This window comes from Streptomyces sp. NPDC034084, from assembly GCF_055575535.1.
Genome location: NZ_JBVISK010000005.1, coordinates 546,722 through 567,820, shown reverse-complemented (window position 1 = coordinate 567,820; position 21,099 = coordinate 546,722). Strand labels below are relative to the sequence as shown.

At 73.9% G+C, this 21,099-nt stretch carries 16 protein-coding genes; 1 reads left to right on the top strand and 15 read right to left on the bottom strand.

Translation table 11 applies throughout. The features are described from left to right. Window positions 1-42: 42 nt before the first annotated feature. The 8 genes from tmk to ACZ51I_RS21115 all read right to left on the bottom strand — a co-directional run bounded on the left by tmk (window position 43) and on the right by ACZ51I_RS21115 (window position 13,349). Entirely contained in the window at window positions 43-3,402 is a 3,360-nt protein-coding gene (gene tmk, locus ACZ51I_RS21150; RefSeq protein ID WP_468877967.1) for a dTMP kinase, read from the bottom strand. Window positions 3,403-3,505: 103 nt separating this feature from the next. After that, on the bottom strand, window positions 3,506-6,337 hold the full coding sequence (gene topA / locus ACZ51I_RS21145; protein ID WP_468877964.1) for a type I DNA topoisomerase: 2,832 nt from the start codon (window positions 6,335-6,337) through the stop codon (window positions 3,506-3,508). 283 nt (window positions 6,338-6,620) lie between these two features. Then, entirely contained in the window at window positions 6,621-6,818 is a 198-nt protein-coding gene (locus ACZ51I_RS21140; RefSeq protein WP_468877961.1) for a hypothetical protein, read from the bottom strand. A gap of 650 nt (window positions 6,819-7,468) precedes the next feature. Beyond that, window positions 7,469-9,007: a DUF7059 domain-containing protein gene (locus ACZ51I_RS21135; RefSeq protein WP_468877959.1), complete on the bottom strand. Its 1,539-nt coding sequence runs from the start codon at window positions 9,005-9,007 to the stop codon at window positions 7,469-7,471. Between the two features lie 95 nt (window positions 9,008-9,102). Beyond that, complete coding sequence (locus tag ACZ51I_RS21130; protein ID WP_468877956.1) at window positions 9,103-9,810, bottom strand: small secreted protein; 708 nt, start codon at window positions 9,808-9,810, stop codon at window positions 9,103-9,105. Between the two features lie 220 nt (window positions 9,811-10,030). Continuing rightward, complete coding sequence (locus ACZ51I_RS21125) at window positions 10,031-12,349, bottom strand: sodium-translocating pyrophosphatase (protein WP_468877953.1); 2,319 nt, start codon at window positions 12,347-12,349, stop codon at window positions 10,031-10,033. A 172-nt stretch (window positions 12,350-12,521) separates the two neighbouring features. Then, a complete protein-coding gene (locus ACZ51I_RS21120) occupies window positions 12,522-12,980 on the bottom strand; it encodes an ATP-binding protein (RefSeq protein WP_468877950.1) in 459 nt (152 codons plus the stop codon). 15 nt (window positions 12,981-12,995) lie between these two features. Next, window positions 12,996-13,349: an STAS domain-containing protein gene (locus ACZ51I_RS21115; RefSeq protein ID WP_468877948.1), complete on the bottom strand. Its 354-nt coding sequence runs from the start codon at window positions 13,347-13,349 to the stop codon at window positions 12,996-12,998. An 80-nt stretch (window positions 13,350-13,429) separates the two neighbouring features. Between ACZ51I_RS21115 and ACZ51I_RS21110 the strand changes: the two genes are divergently transcribed. Further along, the gene (locus tag ACZ51I_RS21110) at window positions 13,430-15,895 is read left to right on the top strand and encodes a DEAD/DEAH box helicase (protein WP_468877946.1); all 2,466 of its coding nucleotides are present in this window, start codon (window positions 13,430-13,432) and stop codon (window positions 15,893-15,895) included. Here the strand turns inward: ACZ51I_RS21110 and ACZ51I_RS21105 are convergent. From ACZ51I_RS21105 to ssd, 7 genes are all read right to left on the bottom strand, one after another. Beyond that, window positions 15,849-16,385, bottom strand: a complete 537-nt coding sequence (locus tag ACZ51I_RS21105; protein ID WP_468878220.1) for an Rv3654c family TadE-like protein — start codon at window positions 16,383-16,385, stop codon at window positions 15,849-15,851. The two genes, ACZ51I_RS21110 and ACZ51I_RS21105, sit on opposite strands and share 47 nt — an antisense overlap. Before the next feature lie 110 nt (window positions 16,386-16,495). Then, a complete protein-coding gene (locus ACZ51I_RS21100) occupies window positions 16,496-16,897 on the bottom strand; it encodes a TadE family type IV pilus minor pilin (RefSeq protein ID WP_468877945.1) in 402 nt (133 codons plus the stop codon). Beyond that, entirely contained in the window at window positions 16,884-17,090 is a 207-nt protein-coding gene (locus ACZ51I_RS21095) for a DUF4244 domain-containing protein (protein WP_468878217.1), read from the bottom strand. The genes ACZ51I_RS21100 and ACZ51I_RS21095 overlap by 14 nt, the downstream gene beginning before the upstream one ends. 121 nt (window positions 17,091-17,211) lie before the next feature. Beyond that, a complete protein-coding gene (locus ACZ51I_RS21090; RefSeq protein ID WP_468877942.1) occupies window positions 17,212-18,000 on the bottom strand; it encodes a type II secretion system F family protein in 789 nt (262 codons plus the stop codon). Beyond that, window positions 17,997-18,875, bottom strand: a complete 879-nt coding sequence (locus ACZ51I_RS21085; RefSeq protein ID WP_468877939.1) for a type II secretion system F family protein — start codon at window positions 18,873-18,875, stop codon at window positions 17,997-17,999. The genes ACZ51I_RS21090 and ACZ51I_RS21085 overlap by 4 nt, the downstream gene beginning before the upstream one ends. Next, the gene (locus ACZ51I_RS21080; RefSeq protein ID WP_468877937.1) at window positions 18,875-20,071 is read right to left on the bottom strand and encodes a TadA family conjugal transfer-associated ATPase; all 1,197 of its coding nucleotides are present in this window, start codon (window positions 20,069-20,071) and stop codon (window positions 18,875-18,877) included. Before ACZ51I_RS21080 ends, ACZ51I_RS21085 begins: the two co-directional genes overlap by 1 nt. Next, window positions 20,068-21,099 (bottom strand): septum site-determining protein Ssd, encoded by a 1,032-nt coding sequence (ssd, locus tag ACZ51I_RS21075; protein ID WP_468878215.1) that lies wholly within the window; start codon window positions 21,097-21,099, stop codon window positions 20,068-20,070. The genes ACZ51I_RS21080 and ssd overlap by 4 nt, the downstream gene beginning before the upstream one ends.

The following is a 21,099-nucleotide window of genomic DNA, read 5'->3' as shown; positions in this document are numbered from 1 at the left end:
GGCGGAGTGAGCTCCGCCCCCGCGATGACCTCGGCGGCGGCCTCAGCGGCGGCGCCGGGGGCCCTCGTCCTCGTCCTCGTGCGGGCCGAACAGCTCGTCCGCGAGGGTCGGCAGATCGTCGAGCGGGGTCTCCTCCGCCCAGTCGGAGCGGCGGCGCGGCCGGCCGTTCTCGTCGAGCTGGGGCAGCTCACGGGTCCGGTCGTTCGCCCCGCGCGCCTCGTCCCGCCGGGCGGTCTCCTCGCGGAAGATGCCCCGCGGCACCCGGTCGACGGGGTCGGACGCCCTGGGGTCCCGTACGGGGGGCAGTACCGCGGTCTCCTCCACGTCCTGCGGGTCGCGGATCTGCGGCAGCACGGCGGTCTCCGCCTCCGGCCGCTCGGACGGCACCGGACGGTCGGCCGTCTCCGGCTTCACGATCGGCGTCTCCACCGTGATCTCGTCCGGCGAGACGGTCGGCGCGTCCGGCTTCACGATCGGGGTCGCTACGGTGACCTCGCTCGCCGACACCTCGGCGGAACGGGGGTCCCCGGCCGAACCATTGCCACGAGCGGCCCGCTCAGCGGCAGCCGCCCTCTCGGCCGCGGCCCTCTCGGCGGCCGCCGTCCGCTCCGCGGCCGCCTGCTCCGCAGCCTCCCGTTCCCGGGCCGCCTTCTCCCGGGCCGCCTTCGCGGCGGCGGCCCGCTCCGCGGCGGCGAGCTCCGCCGCCGCGCGCTCGGCGGCAGCCCGCTCCGCCGCCGCCTTCGCGGCGGCCTCGGCGGCGAGCTTCTCCGCGGCGGCCTTGGCAGCCGCCTCCTCCACGGCCTTCGCGGCCGCGGCGGCCTCCGCCATCCGGCGGGCCTCCTCGGCGCGCAGCAGGGCCTCCTCGGCCTTGCGCTGCTTCTCCAGGCGGCGTTCCTCGGCCTCGGCCCGCAGTCGGGCCTCCTCCTCGGCCTCCCTGCGGAGCCGCTCCCGCTCCTCCTCGCGGGCCTTCTCCTCGGCCGCGAGGCGCCTGCGCTCCTCCTCGGCGGCGGCCTCCGCGGCGAGCCTGGCCTCCTCGGCCCTGCGGCGGGCCTCCTCGGCCTGCCGTTCGGCCTCCAGGCGGCGCGCTTCCTCCTCCTCGCGCCGCTTGCGCTCCTCTTCCTCGGCCCGGAGTCTGGCGAGCTGCTCCTGGCGCTCACGCTCCAGGCGCTCCTCCTCGGCCTTGCGAGCGGCCTCTTCCTCCGCCCGGCGCCGCGCCTCCTCCTCGGCCTTCCGGCGGGCCTCCTCCGCGGCCTTCACCTCGGCCTCGGAGAGCGGCAGCATCCGGTCGAGCCGGTGGCGTACGACGGTGGTGACGGCCTCGGGCTCCTGGCCGGCGTCGACGACGAGGTAGCGGCTGGGGTCGGCGGCCGCGAGGGCCAGGAAACCGGCCCGTACGCGCGCGTGGAACTCCGGCGGCTCGGACTCGAGCCGGTCGGGCGCCTCGGTGAACCGTTCCCTCGCGGTCTCCGGGGAGACGTCGAGGACCACGGTCAGGTGCGGGACGAGGCCGTCGGTCGCCCAGCGCGAGATGCGGGCGATCTCCGTCGGGGACAGGTCACGGCCCGCGCCCTGGTAGGCCACGGACGAGTCGATGTACCGGTCGGAGAGCACGATCGCGCCCCGCTCCAGGGCCGGACGGACCAGGGAGTCGACGTGCTCGGCGCGGTCGGCCGCGTACAGCAGGGCCTCGGCGCGGTTCGAGAGCCCCGCCGACGACACGTCGAGGAGGATCGAGCGGAGGCGCTTGCCGACGGGGGTGGCCCCCGGTTCGCGGGTGACGACGACCTCGTGGCCCTTGGCGCGGATCCACTCGGCGAGGGCCTGGACCTGCGTGGACTTCCCGGCGCCGTCACCGCCTTCCAGGGCGATGAAGAAGCCGGTCGGGGCGGGGGCCTGGGCCGGGTCGGAGCCGCGCAGCGCGTCGCGCAGGTCGCGGCGGAGCGGGACGCCCGCCCGGTCGTCGGTCTTCGCGAGGAGCAGCGCGGCGACCGGAAGCAGCAGGGCGCCGACGAGGGCGAGCGTGAAGGCGGCGCCGCCGTGGGCGAAGACGAAGTCGCCGGAGGCGAGCCGGTGCGGCCCGATCGCGGCGGCGAGGAGCGGTGCGGCGAGCGCGCCGAGGCCCATGGCGACGCGGGCGGTGGCCTGGAGGTGCTCGGTGGTCCTGGCCCGGCGGGGCTCCTCGGTCTCCTGGTCGATCAGGGTGTGGCCGGTGTTGGCGGCGACCCCGGCCGCGTACCCGGCGAGGACGGCGAGGAACAGCACGGTCGCTGTGTCCGGCACCAGGCCCGTCGCGATCAGGGCGACGCCGGTGGCGGCGGTGGCGAGGGCGAGCAGCCGGCGCCGGGACAGCACGGGCAGGACGGAGCCCGCCGTGCGGATGCCGACGGCGGCGGCGCCGCTGAGCGCCAGGATCAGGAGGGCGTACGTGACGGGCCCGCCGCCCAGGTCGTACGCGTGGAGCACGGCGAGGGAGGCGGCCGCGGCGATCGCCCCGGCGACGGTGGCGGAGGCGAGGACGAGCAGCGGCAGCGCGCCGGTGCGGCCCTTGTCAGGCTCACCGGGCTTCCCCGCCGACGGCCGACGCAGGCCCTCCAGGGGCGAGCGCGGGCGGGGCGTCTCCTCGCCGGGCAGCGCCATCGCGTACAGGACGGTCACGCAGGCGGCGAAGAGTCCGGCGGCGAGGTAGGAACCGAGGGCCGCCTGGTGCAGCGAGAACCAGTCGATCCCGGCGCCGAACAGGTTCCCCACGAGGGTGGCGACGAGCAGGGCGGCGGCCGCGGCGGGGACGGCGAGGAAGCCGGTCCGCAGGGACAGCCGGCGCAGCGCGCCGAGGTGGTCGGGCAGCGGGCGTACGGCGGCGCCCTCCAGGGGCGGGGCGGGCAGCAGCGCGGGCGCGGCGCCCTCGCGGCCGATGGTCCACAGCCGCTCGGCCGCACCGGTGACGAAGACGGTGCCGAGCAGGTACCAGAGGGCGCTGCCGGGGGTCCAGTCGATCCACAGCGGGGCGATGACGAGCAGCGCGATCCGCACCCCGTCGGCACCGATCATGGTCCAGCGCCGGTCGAGCGGTCCGGACGGCCCGGTGAGGGCGGTCAGCGGCCCGAGGAGGACGGCCCCGAAGAGGACCGAGGCCAGCAGGCGGGCGCCGACGACGGCTGCCACGGCGAACGCGGCTCCCCGCGCGCCGCCCCCGAGCGCGCCCTCGGCGACGGCCGCCTGAAGGCCGAGCAGGACGAGGACGAGGAGGGCGAGGGCGTCGCCGGTGCTGCCGAGCGCCTGGGCGCTCCACAGCCTGCGCAACGGCTGGTGGCGCAAGAGGGCGCGTACGGCGCGCTCCCGGGAATCCGCGACGAGTGCGGCATCGGAATCGCCCAGGCGGTCTGGCTGCTCTGCTCGCGTCATCCGTCCACCCTATCCGGACGGCCTCGCTCCCCGCGGCCCGCGCCCGAACAAACGTAGGAGGGCGGGAGCACCGCTCCCGCCCTCCTCCGCACCGCGTCGGGGACTACTCCGGCTTGGCCGCCGCCGTCTTCTTGGCAGCGGTCTTCTTCGCCGTGGTCGTCTTCTTCGCGGCCGTCGTCTTCTTGGCGGTCGTGGTCTTCTTCGCCGCGGTCTTCGTGGCCGTCTTCTTCGCCGTGGTCTTCTTCGCCGGGGCCTTCTTGGCGGTCTTCTTCGCCGGGGCCTTGGCCCGCTTCTCGGCGAGCAGCTCGTAGCCGCGCTCCGGCGTGATCGTCTCCACGCTGTCGCCGGTGCGCAGGGTGGCGTTGGTCTCGCCGTCCGTCACGTACGGGCCGAAGCGCCCGTCCTTGACGACCACGGGCTTCTCGCTGACCGGGTCGGTGCCCAGCTCCTTCAGCGGCGGCTTGGCCGCGGCACGGCCCCGCTGCTTCGGCTGGGCGTAGATCGCGAGCGCCTCTTCGAGGGTGATCGTGAAGAGCTGCTCCTCGTCCGTCAGCGACCGCGAGTCCGTGCCCTTCTTCAGGTACGGGCCGTAGCGGCCGTTCTGCGCGGTGATCTCGACGCCCTCGGCGTCCGTGCCGACGACCCGCGGCAGGGACATCAGCCGGAGCGCGTCCTCCAGGGTGACGGTGTCGAGGGCCATCGACTTGAAGAGGGAGGCCGTGCGCGGCTTCACCGCGTTCTTGCCGGTCTTCGGGGTGCCCTCGGGCAGGATCTCCGTCACGTACGGGCCGTAACGCCCGTCCTTGGCGACGATCTGGTGGCCGCTGACGGGGTCGGTGCCCAGCTCGAAGTCGCCGCTCGGCTTGGCGAGCAGCTCCTCGGCGAGCTCGACGGTCAGCTCGTCGGGCGCGAGGTCCTCGGGCACGTCGGCCCGCTGGTGGCCTTCCTGCTCCTTCTCGCCGCGCTCGACGTACGGGCCGTAGCGGCCGACGCGGAGCACGATGTCGTTGCCGACGGGGAAGGAGGAGATCTCGCGCGCGTCGATCGCGCCGAGGTCGGTGACGAGCTCCTTGAGGCCGCCGAGGTGGTCGCCGTCGCCGTTCCCGGCGTCCGCCGCCGCGCCCGCGCCGCCGGACTCGCCCGCACCGAAGTAGAAGCGCTTCAGCCACGGCACGGACTGGGCCTCGCCGCGTGCGATGCGGTCGAGGTCGTCCTCCATCTTGGCGGTGAAGTCGTAGTCGACGAGCCGCCCGAAGTGCTTCTCCAGGAGGTTGACGACGGCGAAGCTCAGGAAGGACGGGACGAGCGCCGTGCCCTTCTTGAAGACGTAGCCGCGGTCGAGGATGGTGCCGATGATCGAGGCGTACGTGGACGGGCGGCCGATCTCGCGCTCTTCCAGCTCCTTGACCAGCGAGGCCTCGGTGTAGCGGGCCGGCGGCTTGGTCGCGTGGCCGTCCGCCGTGATCTCCTCGGCGGTCAGCGCGTCGCCCTGGGCGACCTGCGGCAGGCGCCGCTCGCGGTCGTCGAGCTCCGCGTTCGGGTCGTCGGCCCCCTCCACGTACGCCTTCATGAAGCCGTGGAAGGTGATCGTCTTGCCGGAGGCACTGAACTCGGCGTCGCGGCCGTCGGCGGCGGTGCCGCCGATCTTCACGGTGACCGAGTTACCCGTCGCGTCCTTCATCTGGGAGGCGACGGTCCGCTTCCAGATCAGCTCGTACAGCTTGAACTGGTCGCCGGTGAGACCGGTCTCCGCCGGGGTGCGGAAACGATCACCCGAAGGCCGGATCGCCTCGTGCGCCTCCTGGGCGTTCTTGACCTTGCCCGCGTAGACGCGCGGCTTCTCCGGCAGGTAGTCGGCGCCGTACAGCTGCGTGACCTGCGCCCGTGCCGCCCCGACGGCGGTGTCGGACAGGGTCGTGGAGTCCGTACGCATGTAGGTGATGAAGCCGTTCTCGTACAGCTTCTGCGCCACCTGCATGGTCGCCTTCGCACCGAAGCCCAGCTTGCGGCTCGCCTCCTGCTGGAGGGTGGTGGTCCGGAAGGGGGCGTACGGGGAGCGGCGGTACGGCTTCGACTCGACCGAGCGGACGGAGAACGCCGTGTCGGCGAGCGCGGCGGCCAGTGCCCGCGCGTTCTCCTCGTCCAGCTGGAGCACGTTCGCGGTCTTCAGCTGCCCGTCGGCGCCGAAGTCGCGGCCCTGCGCGACGCGCCGGCCGTCGACCGTCGCGAGCCGCGCGACCAGCGAGGACGGGTCGGAGGCGTCACCGGTGCGGCCGGTGCCGAAGGTGCCGGTGAGGTCCCAGTACTCGGCGGAACGGAAGGCGATGCGCTCGCGCTCCCGCTCGACGACGAGGCGGGTGGCGACGGACTGCACGCGGCCGGCGGAGAGCCGCGGCATGACCTTCTTCCACAGGACCGGCGAGACCTCGTAGCCGTACAGCCGGTCGAGGATGCGGCGGGTCTCCTGGGCGTCGACCATGCGCTGGTTCAGCTCGCGCGGGTTCGCGACGGCCTCGCGGATCGCGTCCTTGGTGATCTCGTGGAAGACCATCCGGTGGACCGGGACCTTGGGCTTCAGGACTTCCTGGAGGTGCCACGCGATGGCCTCGCCCTCGCGGTCCTCATCGGTGGCGAGGTAGAGCTCGTCGGACTCGGCGAGCAGCTCCTTGAGCTTCCTGACCTGCGCCTTCTTGTCGGCGTTGACGACATAGATGGGCTGGAAGTCATGCTCGACGTCGACGCCGAGGCGGCGCACCTCGCCGGTGTACTTCTCGGGCACCTCGGCGGCGCCGGAGGGGAGGTCGCGGATGTGCCCGACGCTCGCCTCGACGACGTAGCCGGGGCCGAGGTAGCCCTTGATCGTCTTCGCCTTGGCAGGCGACTCGACGATGACGAGTCGGCGGCCGCCGTGTGCGGTCTCGCTGGTCGGGGACAACTTCGCTCTTCTCTCCGGATCGACACTCTCTGGCACGTACGGCACTGGCACGCACGACAGCGGCACGGACGGTGATGCTCCCGTCGCTGCGGAGTGTGACGGTACAACCCGCCCCCGTGTCAAACGGCAAAAGCCCGCAACGGCCACTCGAACGGTAACCCGAGTCCTGGCATTCCTGCCGCCCAGACTCCCGCTCGGGCGGGGCGGCCGTCCCGGACGGTGCCGTCACCGGAGGGATCGCGGGCGGAGTCGACGGAGGGGATCGGCGGAGTCGGCGGAGGGATCAGAGGCGGCCGAAGCACCAGAGGCCGAGGGCCAGGGAGACAGCGCCGGAGAGGCTCGTCAGCGCGACCGCCGCGCGCGGGGCGACCCCGTACGCCACGGGCTCGCGGTGCAGCGTCCGCACGGCGGTCCACAGCAGCAGCGCGCCTCCGAACAGCGTGAACGCCGCCCCCGCGAAGATCGCCGGCCCGCTCTCCATGCCCGTACCCCGTTCCGTTCACGTGCGGTGTTCGCCTCTCGCGGCCGAGGCTGACACCCCCCGGCATCGGGGGCACGAACTGCGGGTGAACGGAGCGGGCCGTCTCGCGCGTTTCACGAAGATGGCCGGTAGTGACCGACTCCTCATCTCCGCCTCCCTTCCCTGCCGCTCTTTCGTCACATCGGCTGGTCCCTGGCCGAGCAGCCCGTTGAGGACGTACGGGAGGGCTCGCCCGAGCTGGATCGGGGCCCAGCGGCGGGGCGAGAGCAGGACGGCGGCGCCACACCGGCGCACGTCGGCGCCGGCGGTCGTGCCGCCGTACACGCAGGAGGCGGAAGCTGCGAGGACGGCGTTGCCCACGAGGTGGAAACGAGCGTCGGCTACACCGATTTCCCGCCCGGGGAGGACGAAGAGGAAAACCTGGAGCAGCGGTCCGACCAGCAGCGTTCCGATGAACATCGGCGGGGTGGTCCGGTTGAGGAGCGCCCGGGAGGAGAGCGCTCCGCCGCTGACGACAGCCGGGCGGTGCCGAGGAAACGGAACATCACTGAGGGCCTTTCAGGTGAAGGGTCCTCGGCGAGCCGGCGCATCGTCGGCCAACCCGGCTCGATCGCCCCCTCCCCACAGGGTCTCGTCCGGTTCGATCCGTATCAAGCGCCGCTTCCCTCGGTCACCGGCAGCAGGAAGCCCTCCTCGACGAGCAGCCGGATCGCCTGCGGGGTGCGGTCCCGCAGCATGACCGGGTCCTCGCCCATCAGCTGCCCGATCGCGTCGAGGATGCGACCCGCGCTGAGCGTGCCGTCGCACACGCCGGCGAACCCCGCACCCACGTGGTCGACCCTGGTGGCGCGGCGCATGCCCCGGTTCTGCCGGAGCACCACGTGCTCGGGGTCCTCGGCGCCCGGCAGACCGACCTGCTCCTGCACGACCTCGGGCGCGAGGGTGAACCGGTCGGCGAGGAGCCCGGCGTCGTCGCGGGCGCGCAGGTAGTCCTGGCGCTCGAAGTGGGCGCGGACGGTGGGGCCGAGGGGCTGCTCGACGGGATGCGGCCACTCCTCGACGACGATCGAGGGCTCGACCTCGCCGGAGGCCACGGCCTCGTTGCGCCGGATCGTGATCCAGCCGAAGCCGATCGCGCGGGTCTTGCTCGCCTCGAACTCGTCGAGCCAGCGGTCGTACGCCGCCCGGTAGGCCTCCGGGTCGCCGCGGTGGTCGCCGCTGTCCCGCAGCCACAGCTCCGTGTACTGGGTGATGTCCTGGGCCTCCCGCTGCACGATCCAGGCGTCACAGCCGCGCGGCACCCACGACCGCAGCCGCTCCTGCCACTCCTCGCCCTCGATGTGCTGCCAGTTGGCGAGGAACTGGGCGTACCCGCCGTCGTTGAGACGCTCTCCGGCCTGCTGCACGAGCGTGCGGCAGAGGTCGTCGCCGCTCATCCCGCCGTCCCGGTAGGTCAGCCCGGCGCCGGGGGAGATCACGAACGGCGGGTTGGAGACGATCAGGTCGTACGTGTCGCCGTCGACGGGCTCGAAGAGCGAGCCGGTCAGCAACTCGGCCTCCCTGGCCCCGGAGAGGGCGAGGGTGAGCCGGGTGAAGTCCAGGGCGCGCGGGTTGAGGTCGGTGGCGGTGACCAGGGTGGCGTGCTGGGCGGCGTGCAGCGCCTGGATGCCGGAGCCGGTGCCGAGGTCGAGGGCCGAGGAGACCGGCGTACGGACCGTGATGCCGGCGAGGGTCGTGGAGGCGCCACCGACACCGAGGACGACACCCTCGTCCTTCTTCCCGATCCCGCCGGCGCCGCCGACCGCGCAGCCCAGGTCGGAGACGATGAACCAGTCCTCGCCGTCCGGTCCGCCGTACGGCCGGACGTCGACCGTGGCGCGGACGGTGTCGTCCTCGCTCACCACCCAGCCGTCGGCGAGGGCCTCGTCCAGCGGGAGCGCGGCGGCGGCCCGGCCTGCCGTGACGGGCTCCTGGAGCAGGAAGAGCCGGACGAGGGTCTCCAGCGGGGAGTCGCCGCGGGTGGCGCGCAGGGCGGGCACGGTCTCGCTGCGGGCGAGCGCCGCGTAGGCCGGGGCGCCGAGCAGGTCGAGCAGTCCGTCGGCGGTGAAGTCGGCGGCGAGCAGGGCCTCGCGCAGACGGGCGGCGTGCGCGGGCACCGGGAGGCGGGGAGGCAGGCTGGTCGTACTCACCGCTCCATTGTGACGGCCGCCACCGACATCAGGGCGGCCGACCCGGCGGCGTGCGGCCGATCGCCGCCACCGCCGGGCCGATCGGCCGCCGGGCCCTACTCCTCGCTCTTGACCGCCGAGGACTTCTTGGTCGGCTTGGCGGACGCCTTCTTCGTCGGCGCCGAGGAACCGGAGTCGGTGTCGGACTCCGCGTCCGCGCCGGAGCCGGAGTCGGCGGTGGAGCCGGCCTTCGGGGAGGCCGAGGTTTTCGGCGGGGCCGAGGCCGTCGGCTTCTGGCAGCCGGGCTGCTTGGCCATCGCCTGGCCCAGCTCGCCCTCCTCCAGCTTGGACAGGGCGTTCTGGTCCATCTTCTCGATCTTGGTCAGGCCGTCGGCGACGCCCTGGAGGCCGTCCGCGAACTTCTGCTGGTTCGACGGGTCCAGCGCGTCGACCTGCTTCTTGAGCCCCTCGTAGGCCAGCGCGGTGGCGTTGAGTTCCTTGATCGCGTCCTGCTGGACCTTCTGGCCGTTGTCGACGGGCGGGGCGCCCGCGGCCTCGACGGCCTTCGCGAGGGCGCGGTCGGCGTTCGCGATGTCCTGGAACGCCTTCGAGTCGGCGGACTGGATCTCGGCCGGCTTACTGTCGGCGGCGGTCGAGATGATGATCTGGTGGGCGTCGGCGCGCTTCTGGATCTGGGGCTTCGCCTGGTCGCAGAACGTCTTCGCCCAGTCGCCCACCTTGTCGCCCTCGTCGTCGCTGCAACCGGACAGCGCGAGCACCAGTACCGCGCCGCCGGACAGTGCGGCCGCAAGCTTCTTGTTCAACGGATCGGTCCCTTCCAAGGCTCTCGGCCCCGGAACATACACGCCGAACGGGCTACTTCCACCTTTCGTGCGACGGATTCCGCCCAGATTGCAACCTTTTGACCCAAGGGATGCCCCTGCCCGCGACCCCGTTGATGAGACGGATGCCACGTCGTTGACAGGACGGAGGGCACCTCATCGACGAGACGGGTGCCACGTCGCCCGTGAGACGGACGCCACGTCAGGAGACCGCCACGGAGCGCCTCTTGGAGGCGCGGACCGCGCCCACCACGACGACGATCGCGACCGCCGCGAGCGCCGCCCTCAGTCCGGCGCTCGCGTCGCCGCCGTAGCTGAACCGCACGACCGCCGGGGCGATCAGCAGCGCCACCAGGTTCATCACCTTCAGGAGGGGGTTGATCGCCGGGCCCGCCGTGTCCTTGAACGGGTCGCCGACCGTGTCCCCGATGATGGTCGCCTCGTGCGCCTCGCTGCCCTTGCCGCCGTGGTTCCCGTCCTCGACCAGCTTCTTCGCGTTGTCCCAGGCGCCACCGGAGTTGGCGAGGAAGACCGCCATCAGGGCGCCCGTGCCGATCGCCCCGGCGAGGTACGCCCCGAGCGCGCCCACACCGAGCGCGAAACCGACCGCGATCGGGGCCATGACGGCGAGCAGTCCGGGCGTGGCGAGTTCGCGCAGCGCGTCCTTGGTGCAGATGTCGACGACCCGCCCGTACTCCGGCTTCTCCGTGAAGTTCATGATCCCGGGGTGCTCGCGGAACTGCCGCCGCACCTCGTAGACGACCGATCCGGCGGACCGGGACACCGCGTTGATCGCGAGCCCGGAGAAGAGGAAGACGACCGCCGCTCCGAGGATCAGGCCGAAGAGGTTGTTGGGCTGCGAGATGTCCATCGAGAGCGTCACCTCGCCCGCCTTCACTCCGAACTCCCCGATGTCGGCGACGGAGGTCGCGATGGCGTCCCGGTACGAGCCGAAGAGCGCCGAGGCGGCCAGGACGGCGGTGGCGATGGCGATGCCCTTGGTGATGGCCTTCGTGGTGTTGCCGACGGCGTCGAGGTCGGTGAGGACCTGCGCGCCCGCCCCGGTGACGTCCCCTGACATCTCCGCGATGCCCTGCGCGTTGTCGGCGACCGGGCCGAAGGTGTCCATCGCGACGATCACCCCGACGGTGGTGAGCAGTCCCGTCCCGGCGAGGGCCACCGCGAACAGCGCCAGCATGATCGAGGCGCCGCCGAGCAGGAACGCCCCGTAGAGGGTGAGTCCGATCAGCAGGGCCGTGTAGACGGCGGACTCCATGCCGAGCGCGACACCCGCGAGGACGACGGTCGCGGGGCCGGTGAGCGAGGACTTGCCGATGTCCCTGACCGGCCGCCGGCTCGTCTCGGTGAAGTAGCCGGTGAGCTGCTGGATGAGCGCGGCGAGGACGATGCCGAGGGCGACCGCGACCAGGGCGAGGACCCGCGGGTCGCCGCCGTGGTCGCGGATGCCCGGCTCGGTGACGCCGTCGAGTCCGGCGTACGAGGACGGCAGGTACACGAAGGCGACGACGGCGACGAGCGCCAGCGAGATCACCGCCGAGACCAGGAATCCGCGGTTGATCGCGCTCATCCCGCCGCGGTCGGCGCGCCGCGGTGCGACCGTGAGGACCCCGATCACAGCGGTGACCACGCCGATCGCGGGCACCATCAGGGGAAACGCGAGGCCGTCGTCGCCGAAGGCCGCCTTGCCGAGGATGAGGGCGGCGACCAGGGTCACGGCGTACGACTCGAAGAGGTCGGCCGCCATGCCGGCGCAGTCGCCGACGTTGTCGCCCACGTTGTCGGCGATGGTGGCGGCGTTGCGCGGGTCGTCCTCGGGGATGCCCTGCTCGACCTTGCCGACGAGGTCGGCGCCCACGTCGGCGGCCTTGGTGAAGATGCCGCCGCCCACTCGCATGAACATGGCGATGAGCGCGGCGCCGAGTCCGAATCCCTCCAGGACCTTGGGCGCGTCGGCGGCGTAGACGAGGACGACGCAGGCGGCTCCGAGCAGCCCGAGGCCGACCGTGCACATGCCGACGACCCCACCCGTACGGAACGCGATCCGCATGGCCCGGTGCGCGACCTCGTTCAGGTCCTTCTCGGGTTCACCCGGCGCCGGAGTGGCCTCTCTGGCCGCGGCGGCGACCCGCACGTTGGCCCGTACGGCGAGCCGCATGCCGATGTAACCGGTGACCGCCGAGAAAAGCGCCCCGACCAGGAAGAACAGGGAGCGTCCGGCACGCTGCGACCAGTCGTCGGCGGGCAGCAGCATCAGCAGGAAGAACACGGCGGCCGCGAAGACGGCGAGGGTCCGCAGCTGCCGCGCGAGGTAGGCGTTGGCCCCCTCCTGCACGGCGGCGGCGATCTCCTTCATCCTCTCGGTGCCCTCACCGGCCGCGAGCACCTGGCGGACGAGGATCCACGCGACGACCAGGGCGGCGAGGGCGACGGCCGCGACGACGACCACGATCGTCCGGTTCCCGCTCGTGAGCACCGCCGCGGCGAGAGATGTGGGGTACATGGGGACGGATCATAGGGAGATGAACCGGCACATACGGGGATGCGCCATTCGTGGGCGAGGACGACCGGACGGTAGCGAAGACCCGGGGACGGAAAGAAGCCGCCGGGACGAGCCGGAACGAAAAAGAAGAGGCCCTGCGACGCAGGGCCTCTTCTCTCACTTCACGTACGGGTCAGGGCACGACGCCCGCCGGACTCACCGGCCATCTCATCCGGATCGTCCCGCCGTCCTCGCCGGCGCTCACCTCGACGTCGTCGACGAGCCCGCGGATCACCGCGAGCCCCATCTCGTCCTCGCCGTCGGCGTCGTCGAAGTCCTCGGCCGGGGCCGCGGCCCGCGCGCCGGGGACACCGACGGCATCGGCCGCCGCCACCCCCGCGCCCGGCACCTCGTCGCCGACCTCGATGGAGAACGTCTTCTCCTCCTCGGTCAGGGCGACCCGGATGGGGGTCACGACGTCGTTGCTGCGGTGCAGCCCGACCGCACGGGAACAGGCCTCACCCACAGCGAGACGCACCTCGTCGAGGACCGCCTCGTCCACGCCCGCCCGGCGCGCGACCGCGGCGGCCACCAGACGGGCCGTGCGGACGTGCTCGGGCTGAGCGCTGAAGCGGAGTTCAACGGTGGCCATGCGAACCCCCTGGGCTCAGTCGAGGGCGTTGACGGCCTCGTCGACCGAGGTGTGGATCGGGAACACCTTGGTGAGGCCCGTGATCCGGAAAATCTTCAGAATGCGCTCCTGGTTGCAGACCAGACGCAGCGAGCCCTCATGCGCGCGAACGCGCTTCAGGCCGCCGACGAGCACACCGAGGCCGGTGGAGTCGAGGAAGTCCACGCCCTCCATGTCGACGACCAGGTGATAGCTGCCGTCGTTCACCAACTCGACCAACTGCTCGCGCAGCTTGGGCGCGGTATACACATCAATCTCGCCACCGACCTCGACGACCGTACGGTCACCACCAGCACCGGACACATTGCGAGTCGACAGGGACAGGTCCACGGATCCTCCAGCACCTTGCTATCGGGCGATCGTCCCCTCGCGTCTCCGGGGCGGAGCCGAGGAACGGAACGCCAGCCGCGATGGCATTCAATCACTTACCTGCAGCCATGCACGACGCCTTGGAAGCATTGTCCGTCATGGCAGTGACACACTCGGTGCCGATGGCCAAGAACAAGCGCCCCCGTAGTCATGCCGGGGAGACGGGCAGCCGCCCCTCTCCCGGCATGGTCCTCGACCGGCTCTCCTCGGGCGAGAGCCGGGCCGCGCGCATCACTCATACGGAGCACATGCCCGCCCGGGCGGGCCGTCATGCCGTCTGGCCGCACCGCATCCGTCCGGAGGTGATCGCGGCGATCCAGGAGGCCGGGATCGAGCACCCCTGGGCACACCAGGCGGAGGCCGCCGAGCACGCCCTGGACGGCGAGTCCGTCGTGATCGCCACCGGCACCGCCTCCGGCAAGTCGCTCGCCTACCTCGCCCCGGTCCTCAGCACCCTCCTGGACGGCTCCGAGGCCCCGAACGGCCGCGGCACCACCGCCCTCTACCTGGCGCCCACCAAGGCCCTCGCGGCCGACCAGCGGCGCGCCGTGCGAGAACTCGCCACCCCGCTCGGCAACCGGATCCGCCCCGCCGTCTACGACGGCGACACACCGGTGGAGGAGCGCGAGTGGGTCCGGCAGTACGCGAACTACGTGCTCACCAATCCCGACATGCTGCACCGGGGCATACTTCCCTCCCACCCCAGGTGGTCCTCCTTCCTGCGCTCCCTGCGCTATGTCGTGATCGACGAGTGCCACACCTACCGGGGCGTCTTCGGCTCCCACGTCGCCCAGGTACTGCGCCGCCTGCGCCGCGTCTGCGCCCGGTACGGCTCCGATCCGGTCTTCCTCCTCGCCTCCGCCACCTCCGCCGAACCCGCCCTGGCGGCCGGCCGCCTCACCGGCCTGCCGGTCACCGAGGTCTCCGACGACGCCTCCCCGCGCGGCGAGCTGGTCTTCGCCCTCTGGGAGCCGCCGCTCACCGAGCTGCAGGGCGAGCGCGGCGCGCCCGTGCGCCGCAGCGCCACCGCCGAGACCGCCGACCTGCTGACCGACCTGACCCGGCAGGGCGTCCGCTCCGTCGCCTTCGTCCGGTCCCGGCGCGGCGCCGAGCTGATCTCGGTGATCGCCCAGGAACGGCTGGCCGAGACCGACCGCGCGCTCGCCCGCCGTGTCGCCGCCTACCGGGGCGGCTACCTGCCCGAGGAGCGCCGCGCCCTGGAGCGGGCCCTGCACTCCGGCGAACTCCTCGGCCTGGCCGCCACGACCGCCCTGGAGCTCGGCGTGGACGTCTCCGGCCTGGACGCCGTCGTGATCGCCGGATACCCGGGCACCCGGGCCTCGCTCTGGCAGCAGGCGGGCCGCGCCGGCCGATCGGGTGAGGGCGCCCTCGCGATCCTGGTCGCCCGGGACGACCCGCTGGACACCTTCCTCGTCCACCACCCCGAGGCAATCTTCGAACAACCGGTCGAGACGACCGTCCTGGACCCCGACAACCCCTACGTCCTCGCCCCCCATCTGTGCGCCGCCGCCGCGGAACTCCCGCTGACCGAGACCGACCTCGCTCTCTTCGGCCCGGCCGCGCCCGGGCTGCTGCCCCAGCTGGAAGGCGCCGGCCTGCTGCGCCGCCGCTCCACCGGCTGGTACTGGACCCGCCGTGAGCGGGCCGCCGACCTCACCGACATCCGGGGCGGTGGCGGCAGCCCCGTCCGGATCGTGGAGGCCGGCACCGGCCGCCTCCTCGGCACGGTCGACGAGGCCGCCTCCCACACCGCCGTCCACGAGGGCGCCGTCCACCTCCACCAGGGCCGCACCTACCTGGTGCGGGAACTCGACCTCAAGGACTCCGTCGCCCTCGTCGAAGAGGCCGTCCCCCCGTACTCCACCACCGCCCGCGACACCACCTCCATCACCGTCCTCGAAACGGACACCGAGATCCCCTGGGGAGCCGGCCGCCTCTGCTACGGCTCCGTCGAGGTCACCAACCAGGTCGTCTCCTTCCTGCGCCGCCGTCTCATCACCGGCGAGGTGCTCGGCGAGACCAAGCTCGACCTGCCGCCCCGCATCCTGCGCACCCGGGCGGTGTGGTGGACGGTCACCGAGGACCAGCTCGACACCGCGCGGATCACCCCGGAGATCCTCGGGGGCGCCCTGCACGCCGCCGAACACGCCTCCATCGGCATGCTGCCGCTCTTCGCCACGTGCGACCGCTGGGACATCGGCGGAGTCTCCGTACCGCTCCACCCCGACACCCTGCTGCCGACCGTCTTCGTGTACGACGGGCACCCGGGCGGCGCGGGCTTCGCCGAGCGCGCCTTCCACACCGCCCGCGCCTGGCTGACGGCCACCCGGGAGGCCATCGCCTCCTGCGAGTGCGAGGCGGGCTGCCCCTCCTGCATCCAGTCCCCCAAGTGCGGCAACGGCAACGATCCGCTCCACAAGCGCGGTGCGGTCCGCCTCCTCACGGAGCTCCTGAGGGAAGCCCCGGAGGACCCGCCCGCGACCTGACCTCCGGCCGGTACGGGCCGCGCACGACCCGGGCGGTCACCTCAGCGACCCCGTCCCGCACCGCGCACCGCGCCAGCACGGCGCCCTGCGCGGCGGCCACCCGCGAGGCCGCGGCGCACGCCTCGGCCTCGCCCCACAGCGCCCGGTCGGCGGCGGCGAGCGCGGCCAGATCGGCGGCACCACCGGCCCGGTGCCTGACCGCCACCGCCTGCCCGAGCGCCAGCACCACCCCGAACACCACGCACAACACACACGCCGCAAACGCAGCCCACACGGTCGCCGCCCCACGATCACCACGCTGACGAGGGGTGCCCTGGCCGGAGGCGCCATAGCGGGGGGCGCCCTGGCTGGGGGCGCCCTGAGCGGAGGCGCCCTGGCCGGAGGCAGGCCGGCCGGAGGCAGGCCGACCGGGGGCGGACCGGCCGGGGGCAGGCTGACCGGGGGCAGGCCGACCGGGGGCAGGCCGACCGGAGGCGCCCTGGTTGTGCATGCCCTGGGCGGAGGCGCTCGTCGTAGCGCTCGCTCGCCCCGGGGCGCCCCGGGCGCCGCGGCCCGTCACGGCGCTCCCCCGCCCAGGGACACCCCGGCCCCCGCAGCCCGTCACGGCGCTCCCCCGTCGGGAGACGCCCCGGACCCCGCCGCCCGTGACGGCGTCCGGCCGTCCAGCGTGTCCTCGGCGAGGGCCGCCGCGCCGGCTCTCAGGGTGACTCCCATGCCCCGGGGGCCCGGGGCCGCCGACTCCACCGTCACCCGCCACAGCTCGCCCTCCCGCACCACCGACACCCGGGCTCCCCCGGGCGCGGCGGCCCGGGCGGCCGCCTCGGCGGAGGCCACCGGCTCCGAACGGGCCGCCGCCCTCGCCCCCGCCCGTGCCGCGTCCACGCACCGGATCTGCGCGGCGGCCGCGGCCAGCGCCCAGAGCAGCGTCACCGTGAAGAGCGCCAGGACGGGCAGGACCATGGCCGCCTCCACGGTCACGAAACCCCGGTCAGAACGGCGCATCGAGGGCCTTTCCGATCACCGACTCCAGCGCCCCCGAGACCGCCCCGCTGGTCACGATCTTGTAGAGCACGGCGGCGAACGCCGCCGCGGCGATCGTCCCCACCGCGTACTCGGACGTGGTCATTCCCTCGTCTCGGCGCGCTGCCGCCCGCCGCGCCCGCCACCAACCACCCAGCCGTACCCCGACTCCCATGCCGACCTCCTCGTCCCGACCCGTCTCGTCCTGCCGCGTCTCGTCGCGCTGTGCCATCTGGTGCTTTGCCATGTCCCCGTACCTCGTCGTCTTCTGTCGTGCGCGTTCTCGTCGTCCGTGTTCAGGCGTCCAGCAGCCCCCTCGCGAGGCCGATCACCACCGGAGCCACTCCCACCGCCAGAAAGGCCGGCAGGAAGCAGAGCCCCACGGGAGCGCTGATCAGCACCTGCGCCCGCTGCGCCGCGGCTGCCGCGGCGCGGGCGCGAGCACTGCGCAGGGCGGTCGCGTGCCGGGCGACGGCCTCCGCCGCCGGCGCTCCCGAGGAACCGGCCCGCTCCATACAGCGGGCCAGCCCCTCGGCGCCCGTTATCGCACCGAACCTCCCCCACACCTCGGCCGGTTCGCCGCCGAGCCGCAGTTCGGCGGCCGTGCGGGTGAGACGTTCGCCGAGCGGACCGCCGAGCGACCGGCCCACCGCCTCCGCCGCCTCACCGGGCCCGGCACCGGAGGCGGCGCAGGCGGCCAACAGGTCGGCGGCGAGCGGAAGGTGACGGGCCGCCTCCTCGTCCTCCGCCGGCGGCGAGGTCCGCCTCGCGGCTGCCCGCCTCACCCCTGCCGTCACCAGAGCCCCGGCACACAGGCCACCGACCACGCCGAACAGCACCCAGCCGATGCCGGCCCCTGCGAGGGGCACCAGCCAGAGCCGCGCCGCCGACGGCAGCCGGATCCAGGACTTCAGGCGCTGCGGTTCCGGGCTCGCCAGGAGGGTCCCCGCCCGTCGCCGCGTCCGGCGTGCCCGCAGTCCGCGCAGCACCTCCATGACGCCCTGCCCGCACAGGACCGCCGCCAGGAGCAGAAGGCCTGCCGCCCGAACGCCGGCCGGCACCGGATGAAGCGCTTCGTGGATCACGCCCGCTCCCCTCCTCGTACGATCCGCGCGGCCCACCACAGTCCGGCCGCCTCCAGCGCCCCGCCCACAACCAGGCAGCCCAGCCCTGCCGGTGTGTGCAGCAGCACCCGCAACGGCTCGGCCCCCAAAGCGGCACCGAGAGCGAGTCCGGCCGCGGGGAGGAGCGCGAGGACCGTCACGGTGGCCCAGGCGCCGGCCAGTTCGGCCCGCAGGCGGTCATGCTGCTCACGGTGGTCCCGCAGGGCGGCCTCCAGCCGGTCGAGCCCGGCCGCCAGACCCGCACCTCCGTCCACGGCCACCTGCCAGCAGGCCGCCATGCCCGCGAGCCCGTCGGCGCCGTCCTGCCGGGCCGCCCACCGCAGCGCCTCCGGCACGTCTCCGCCGAACCGGGCCGCCGCGAGGACCGGCGCCTCCGCGGCGCCGAGGGCGCCCGTCTCCCGCGCCGCGAAGGACAACGCCTGAGCGGGCTGCCATCCGGCTCTCAACTCGCCGACGACCGCCCCGCACAGGGCCACGACCCGCTCGGCCCGCGCCTCCCGTTCCCTCCTGCGCGCGGCGGCCCGCAGCCGCCGTCCGACCAGGGGGACCGCCAGCGCCCCCGCAACCAGCGGAAGCGGTGACTCGCCGACAAGAGCGAGAACTCCCGCCGCCGGCAGGCACAACCACGCACGCCGCCCCCGCAGCGCGGCCCACCATCGCACGGCCACCGCCGGCCACTGCCAGCCGGCGCGCCCCTCGGGAGGTCCGCTCGCCAGCACCGCCCGCGCCCGGCCCGCACCGCGCTTCCACTCGACCGCCCACCACAGGGCCAGCACCGCGCAGAGCGCCGCCGCTCCGTGTGCCGCGCCCCGCACCGGCACCAGTTCCCCCGCCATCACGAACCCCCTCCGATCAGCGTCCTCAGCCGCTCCCAGCCCCGCTCCCGCTCGAACCCTGCCGCGCCCCACCGCAGCGCCGGCACCGTCCGGACCAGGCCGTCCCGGTCCCGCTCCAGGACGTGCGCCTCGGCGATCCGCCGCTGCCCGTCCCGGTCCCGTACGACGTGCAGCACGACCGACAGCCCCGCGCCGAGCTGACTGTGCAGAGCGGCCCGGTCGAGACCGGCCGCCGTCCCCAGGGCTTCGAGTCGCGCCGGGACGTCGGCCGCCGTATTGGCATGGACCGTTCCACAGCCGCCTTCATGACCTGTGTTGAGAGCGGCGAGCAGGTCCACGGCCTCGCCGCCTCTGACCTCGCCGACCACCAGCCGGTCGGGGCGCATCCGCAGCGCCTGGCGGACCAGGTCCCGCAGGGTGACGAGACCGGCGCCCTCCTGGTTCGCGGGCCGTGCCTCCAGGCGCACCACATGCGGGTGGTCCGGCCGCAGCTCCGCCGAGTCCTCGGCGAGCACGATCCGCTCCCGCTCCCCCACGAGTCCCAGGAGCGAGGCGAGGAGTGTGGTCTTGCCCGTCCCCGTGCCGCCGCTGACGAGGTACGACACGCGGGCGTCGATCAGGGCCCGCAGGATCGGGGCGCCGCCCGGTGGCACGGTGCCCGCCGCGACCAGCTCCTCCAGGGAGAAGGCGCGTGGGCGGACCACCCGCAGCGACAGGCACGTCGAGCCGACCGCGACCGGCGGCAGCACCGCGTGCATCCGGGTCCCGTCGGGAAGCCGTGCGTCGACCCAGGGCCGGGCGTCGTCGAGCCGGCGCCCTGCCACCGCCGCGAGCCGTTGAGCGAGCCTGCGGACGGCGGCTGCGTCGGGAAAGGACACCGGTGCCCGTTCCAGACCGGTGCCGCGGTCCACCCACACCCGGTCGGGCGCGGAGACCAGGACGTCGGTGACCGCCGGGTCGGCGAGCAGCGGCTCCAGCGGACCGGTGCCGATCAGTTCGCACCGCAACTCCTCCGCCGCGCCGAGGACTTCCGCGTCGCCGAGCAGTTTCCCCTGGGCCCGCAGCGCCGCCGCCACCCGCGCCGGGGTGGGCTCGGCCCCGCTCGCCGCGAGCCGCTGCCGCACGGCGTCGAGGAGTGCCGTGCCGTCACCGGCCCCACCGACCGCACCCCAGGCCGCGACCCCCGCCCCCGTCATGCCGCACCACCGGCGTGCTCCCAGAAGGCGGTACAGAACCGCCCGAGGGGCCCCCGCGGCTCGGCGCCCGGCGGCACTCCCGCGTCCTGGTCGTCCACGAGGTGCGGGTCGTAAGGGAGTTCACCCGCGAGCGGCAGCCGCAGCGCTTCGGCGACCCATCGCTCGTCGAGCCCCGCCGCGTACGGTCCGCGGACCACCGCGCGAAGGTCGCGTACGGCAGGTCCGATCGAAGAGACCATCCGGTGGGCTGCCGCGACGGCCCTCAACTCGCCTGGGACGACCAGCAGTCCGAGGTCGAGCTGAGCCAGAGCCTCGGCGACCGACGGGTCGGCCGCCCGCGGCAGGTCGACCACGACGGCCCCGCCCCGGCGGCGCGCGGCGGCGAGCACGGACCGCACGGCCTCGGGCGGCACCGGAGCGGCCGCGTCCCTGCCCCAGCTGAGGACCCGGACACCGCGCACGGAGGGCAGGGACTCCTCCAGGGCGCCGCCGGCGAGACGGCCCTTCGATGCGGCGAAGTCGGGCCATCGTCTGCCCTCTTCGCGCTCGCCGCCGAGCAACACGTCGAGCCCTCCGCCCAGCGGGTCACCGTCGACGAGCAGCGTGCGGTGCCCGGCCCTCGCGGCGGCCAGCGCGAGACCACAGGCCAGCGTGGAGGCCCCCGCGCCGCCCCGGCCGCCGACGACGCCGACGGTCAGCGCCACCCTGCCCGCACCCTCGGCCGCATCGGCGAGACGGTCGACGAGGAGGCTCTCCGCGCCCGGGATGCTCAGCACGCTCTCCGCTCCGATTTCGACCGCCAGTCGCCACAGCGCCGGATCGTCCCCGTCACGGCCGACGAGGAGGGTCCCCGGGCGGCGCACCGCTCCCCGGCAGCGGGCAGCGACGTCGCCGCCGACCAGGACGAGCGGCGGATCGGTCCAGCTCGCCCGCCGCTCGGGCACCCGGTGGTGTACCTCGGGTTCGACCCCGGCCGCCGCGCACAGCCTCAGGAGGTCATCGAGCAGCCCGAGGTCCTCGGTGACGAT

What these genes read in the sequence shown, in the direction of transcription:
- ACZ51I_RS21080 (WP_468877937.1), bottom strand. Translation starts at nt 20,071, where the DNA reads ATGACGGGGGCGGGGGTCGCGGCCTGGGGTGCGGTCGGTGGGGCCGGT.
- ACZ51I_RS21095 (WP_468878217.1), bottom strand. Translation starts at nt 17,090, where the DNA reads ATGGGAGTCGGGGTACGGCTGGGTGGTTGGTGGCGGGCGCGGCGGGCG.
- ACZ51I_RS21085 (WP_468877939.1), bottom strand. Translation starts at nt 18,875, where the DNA reads ATGGCGGGGGAACTGGTGCCGGTGCGGGGCGCGGCACACGGAGCGGCG.
- ACZ51I_RS21140 (WP_468877961.1), bottom strand. Translation starts at nt 6,818, where the DNA reads ATGGAGAGCGGGCCGGCGATCTTCGCGGGGGCGGCGTTCACGCTGTTC.
- ACZ51I_RS21105 (WP_468878220.1), bottom strand. Translation starts at nt 16,385, where the DNA reads ATGCACAACCAGGGCGCCTCCGGTCGGCCTGCCCCCGGTCGGCCTGCC.
- ACZ51I_RS21110 (WP_468877946.1), top strand. Translation starts at nt 13,430, where the DNA reads ATGGCATTCAATCACTTACCTGCAGCCATGCACGACGCCTTGGAAGCA.
- ACZ51I_RS21120 (WP_468877950.1), bottom strand. Translation starts at nt 12,980, where the DNA reads ATGGCCACCGTTGAACTCCGCTTCAGCGCTCAGCCCGAGCACGTCCGC.
- ACZ51I_RS21125 (WP_468877953.1), bottom strand. Translation starts at nt 12,349, where the DNA reads ATGTACCCCACATCTCTCGCCGCGGCGGTGCTCACGAGCGGGAACCGG.
- ACZ51I_RS21100 (WP_468877945.1), bottom strand. Translation starts at nt 16,897, where the DNA reads ATGCGCCGTTCTGACCGGGGTTTCGTGACCGTGGAGGCGGCCATGGTC.
- tmk (WP_468877967.1), bottom strand. Translation starts at nt 3,402, where the DNA reads ATGACGCGAGCAGAGCAGCCAGACCGCCTGGGCGATTCCGATGCCGCA.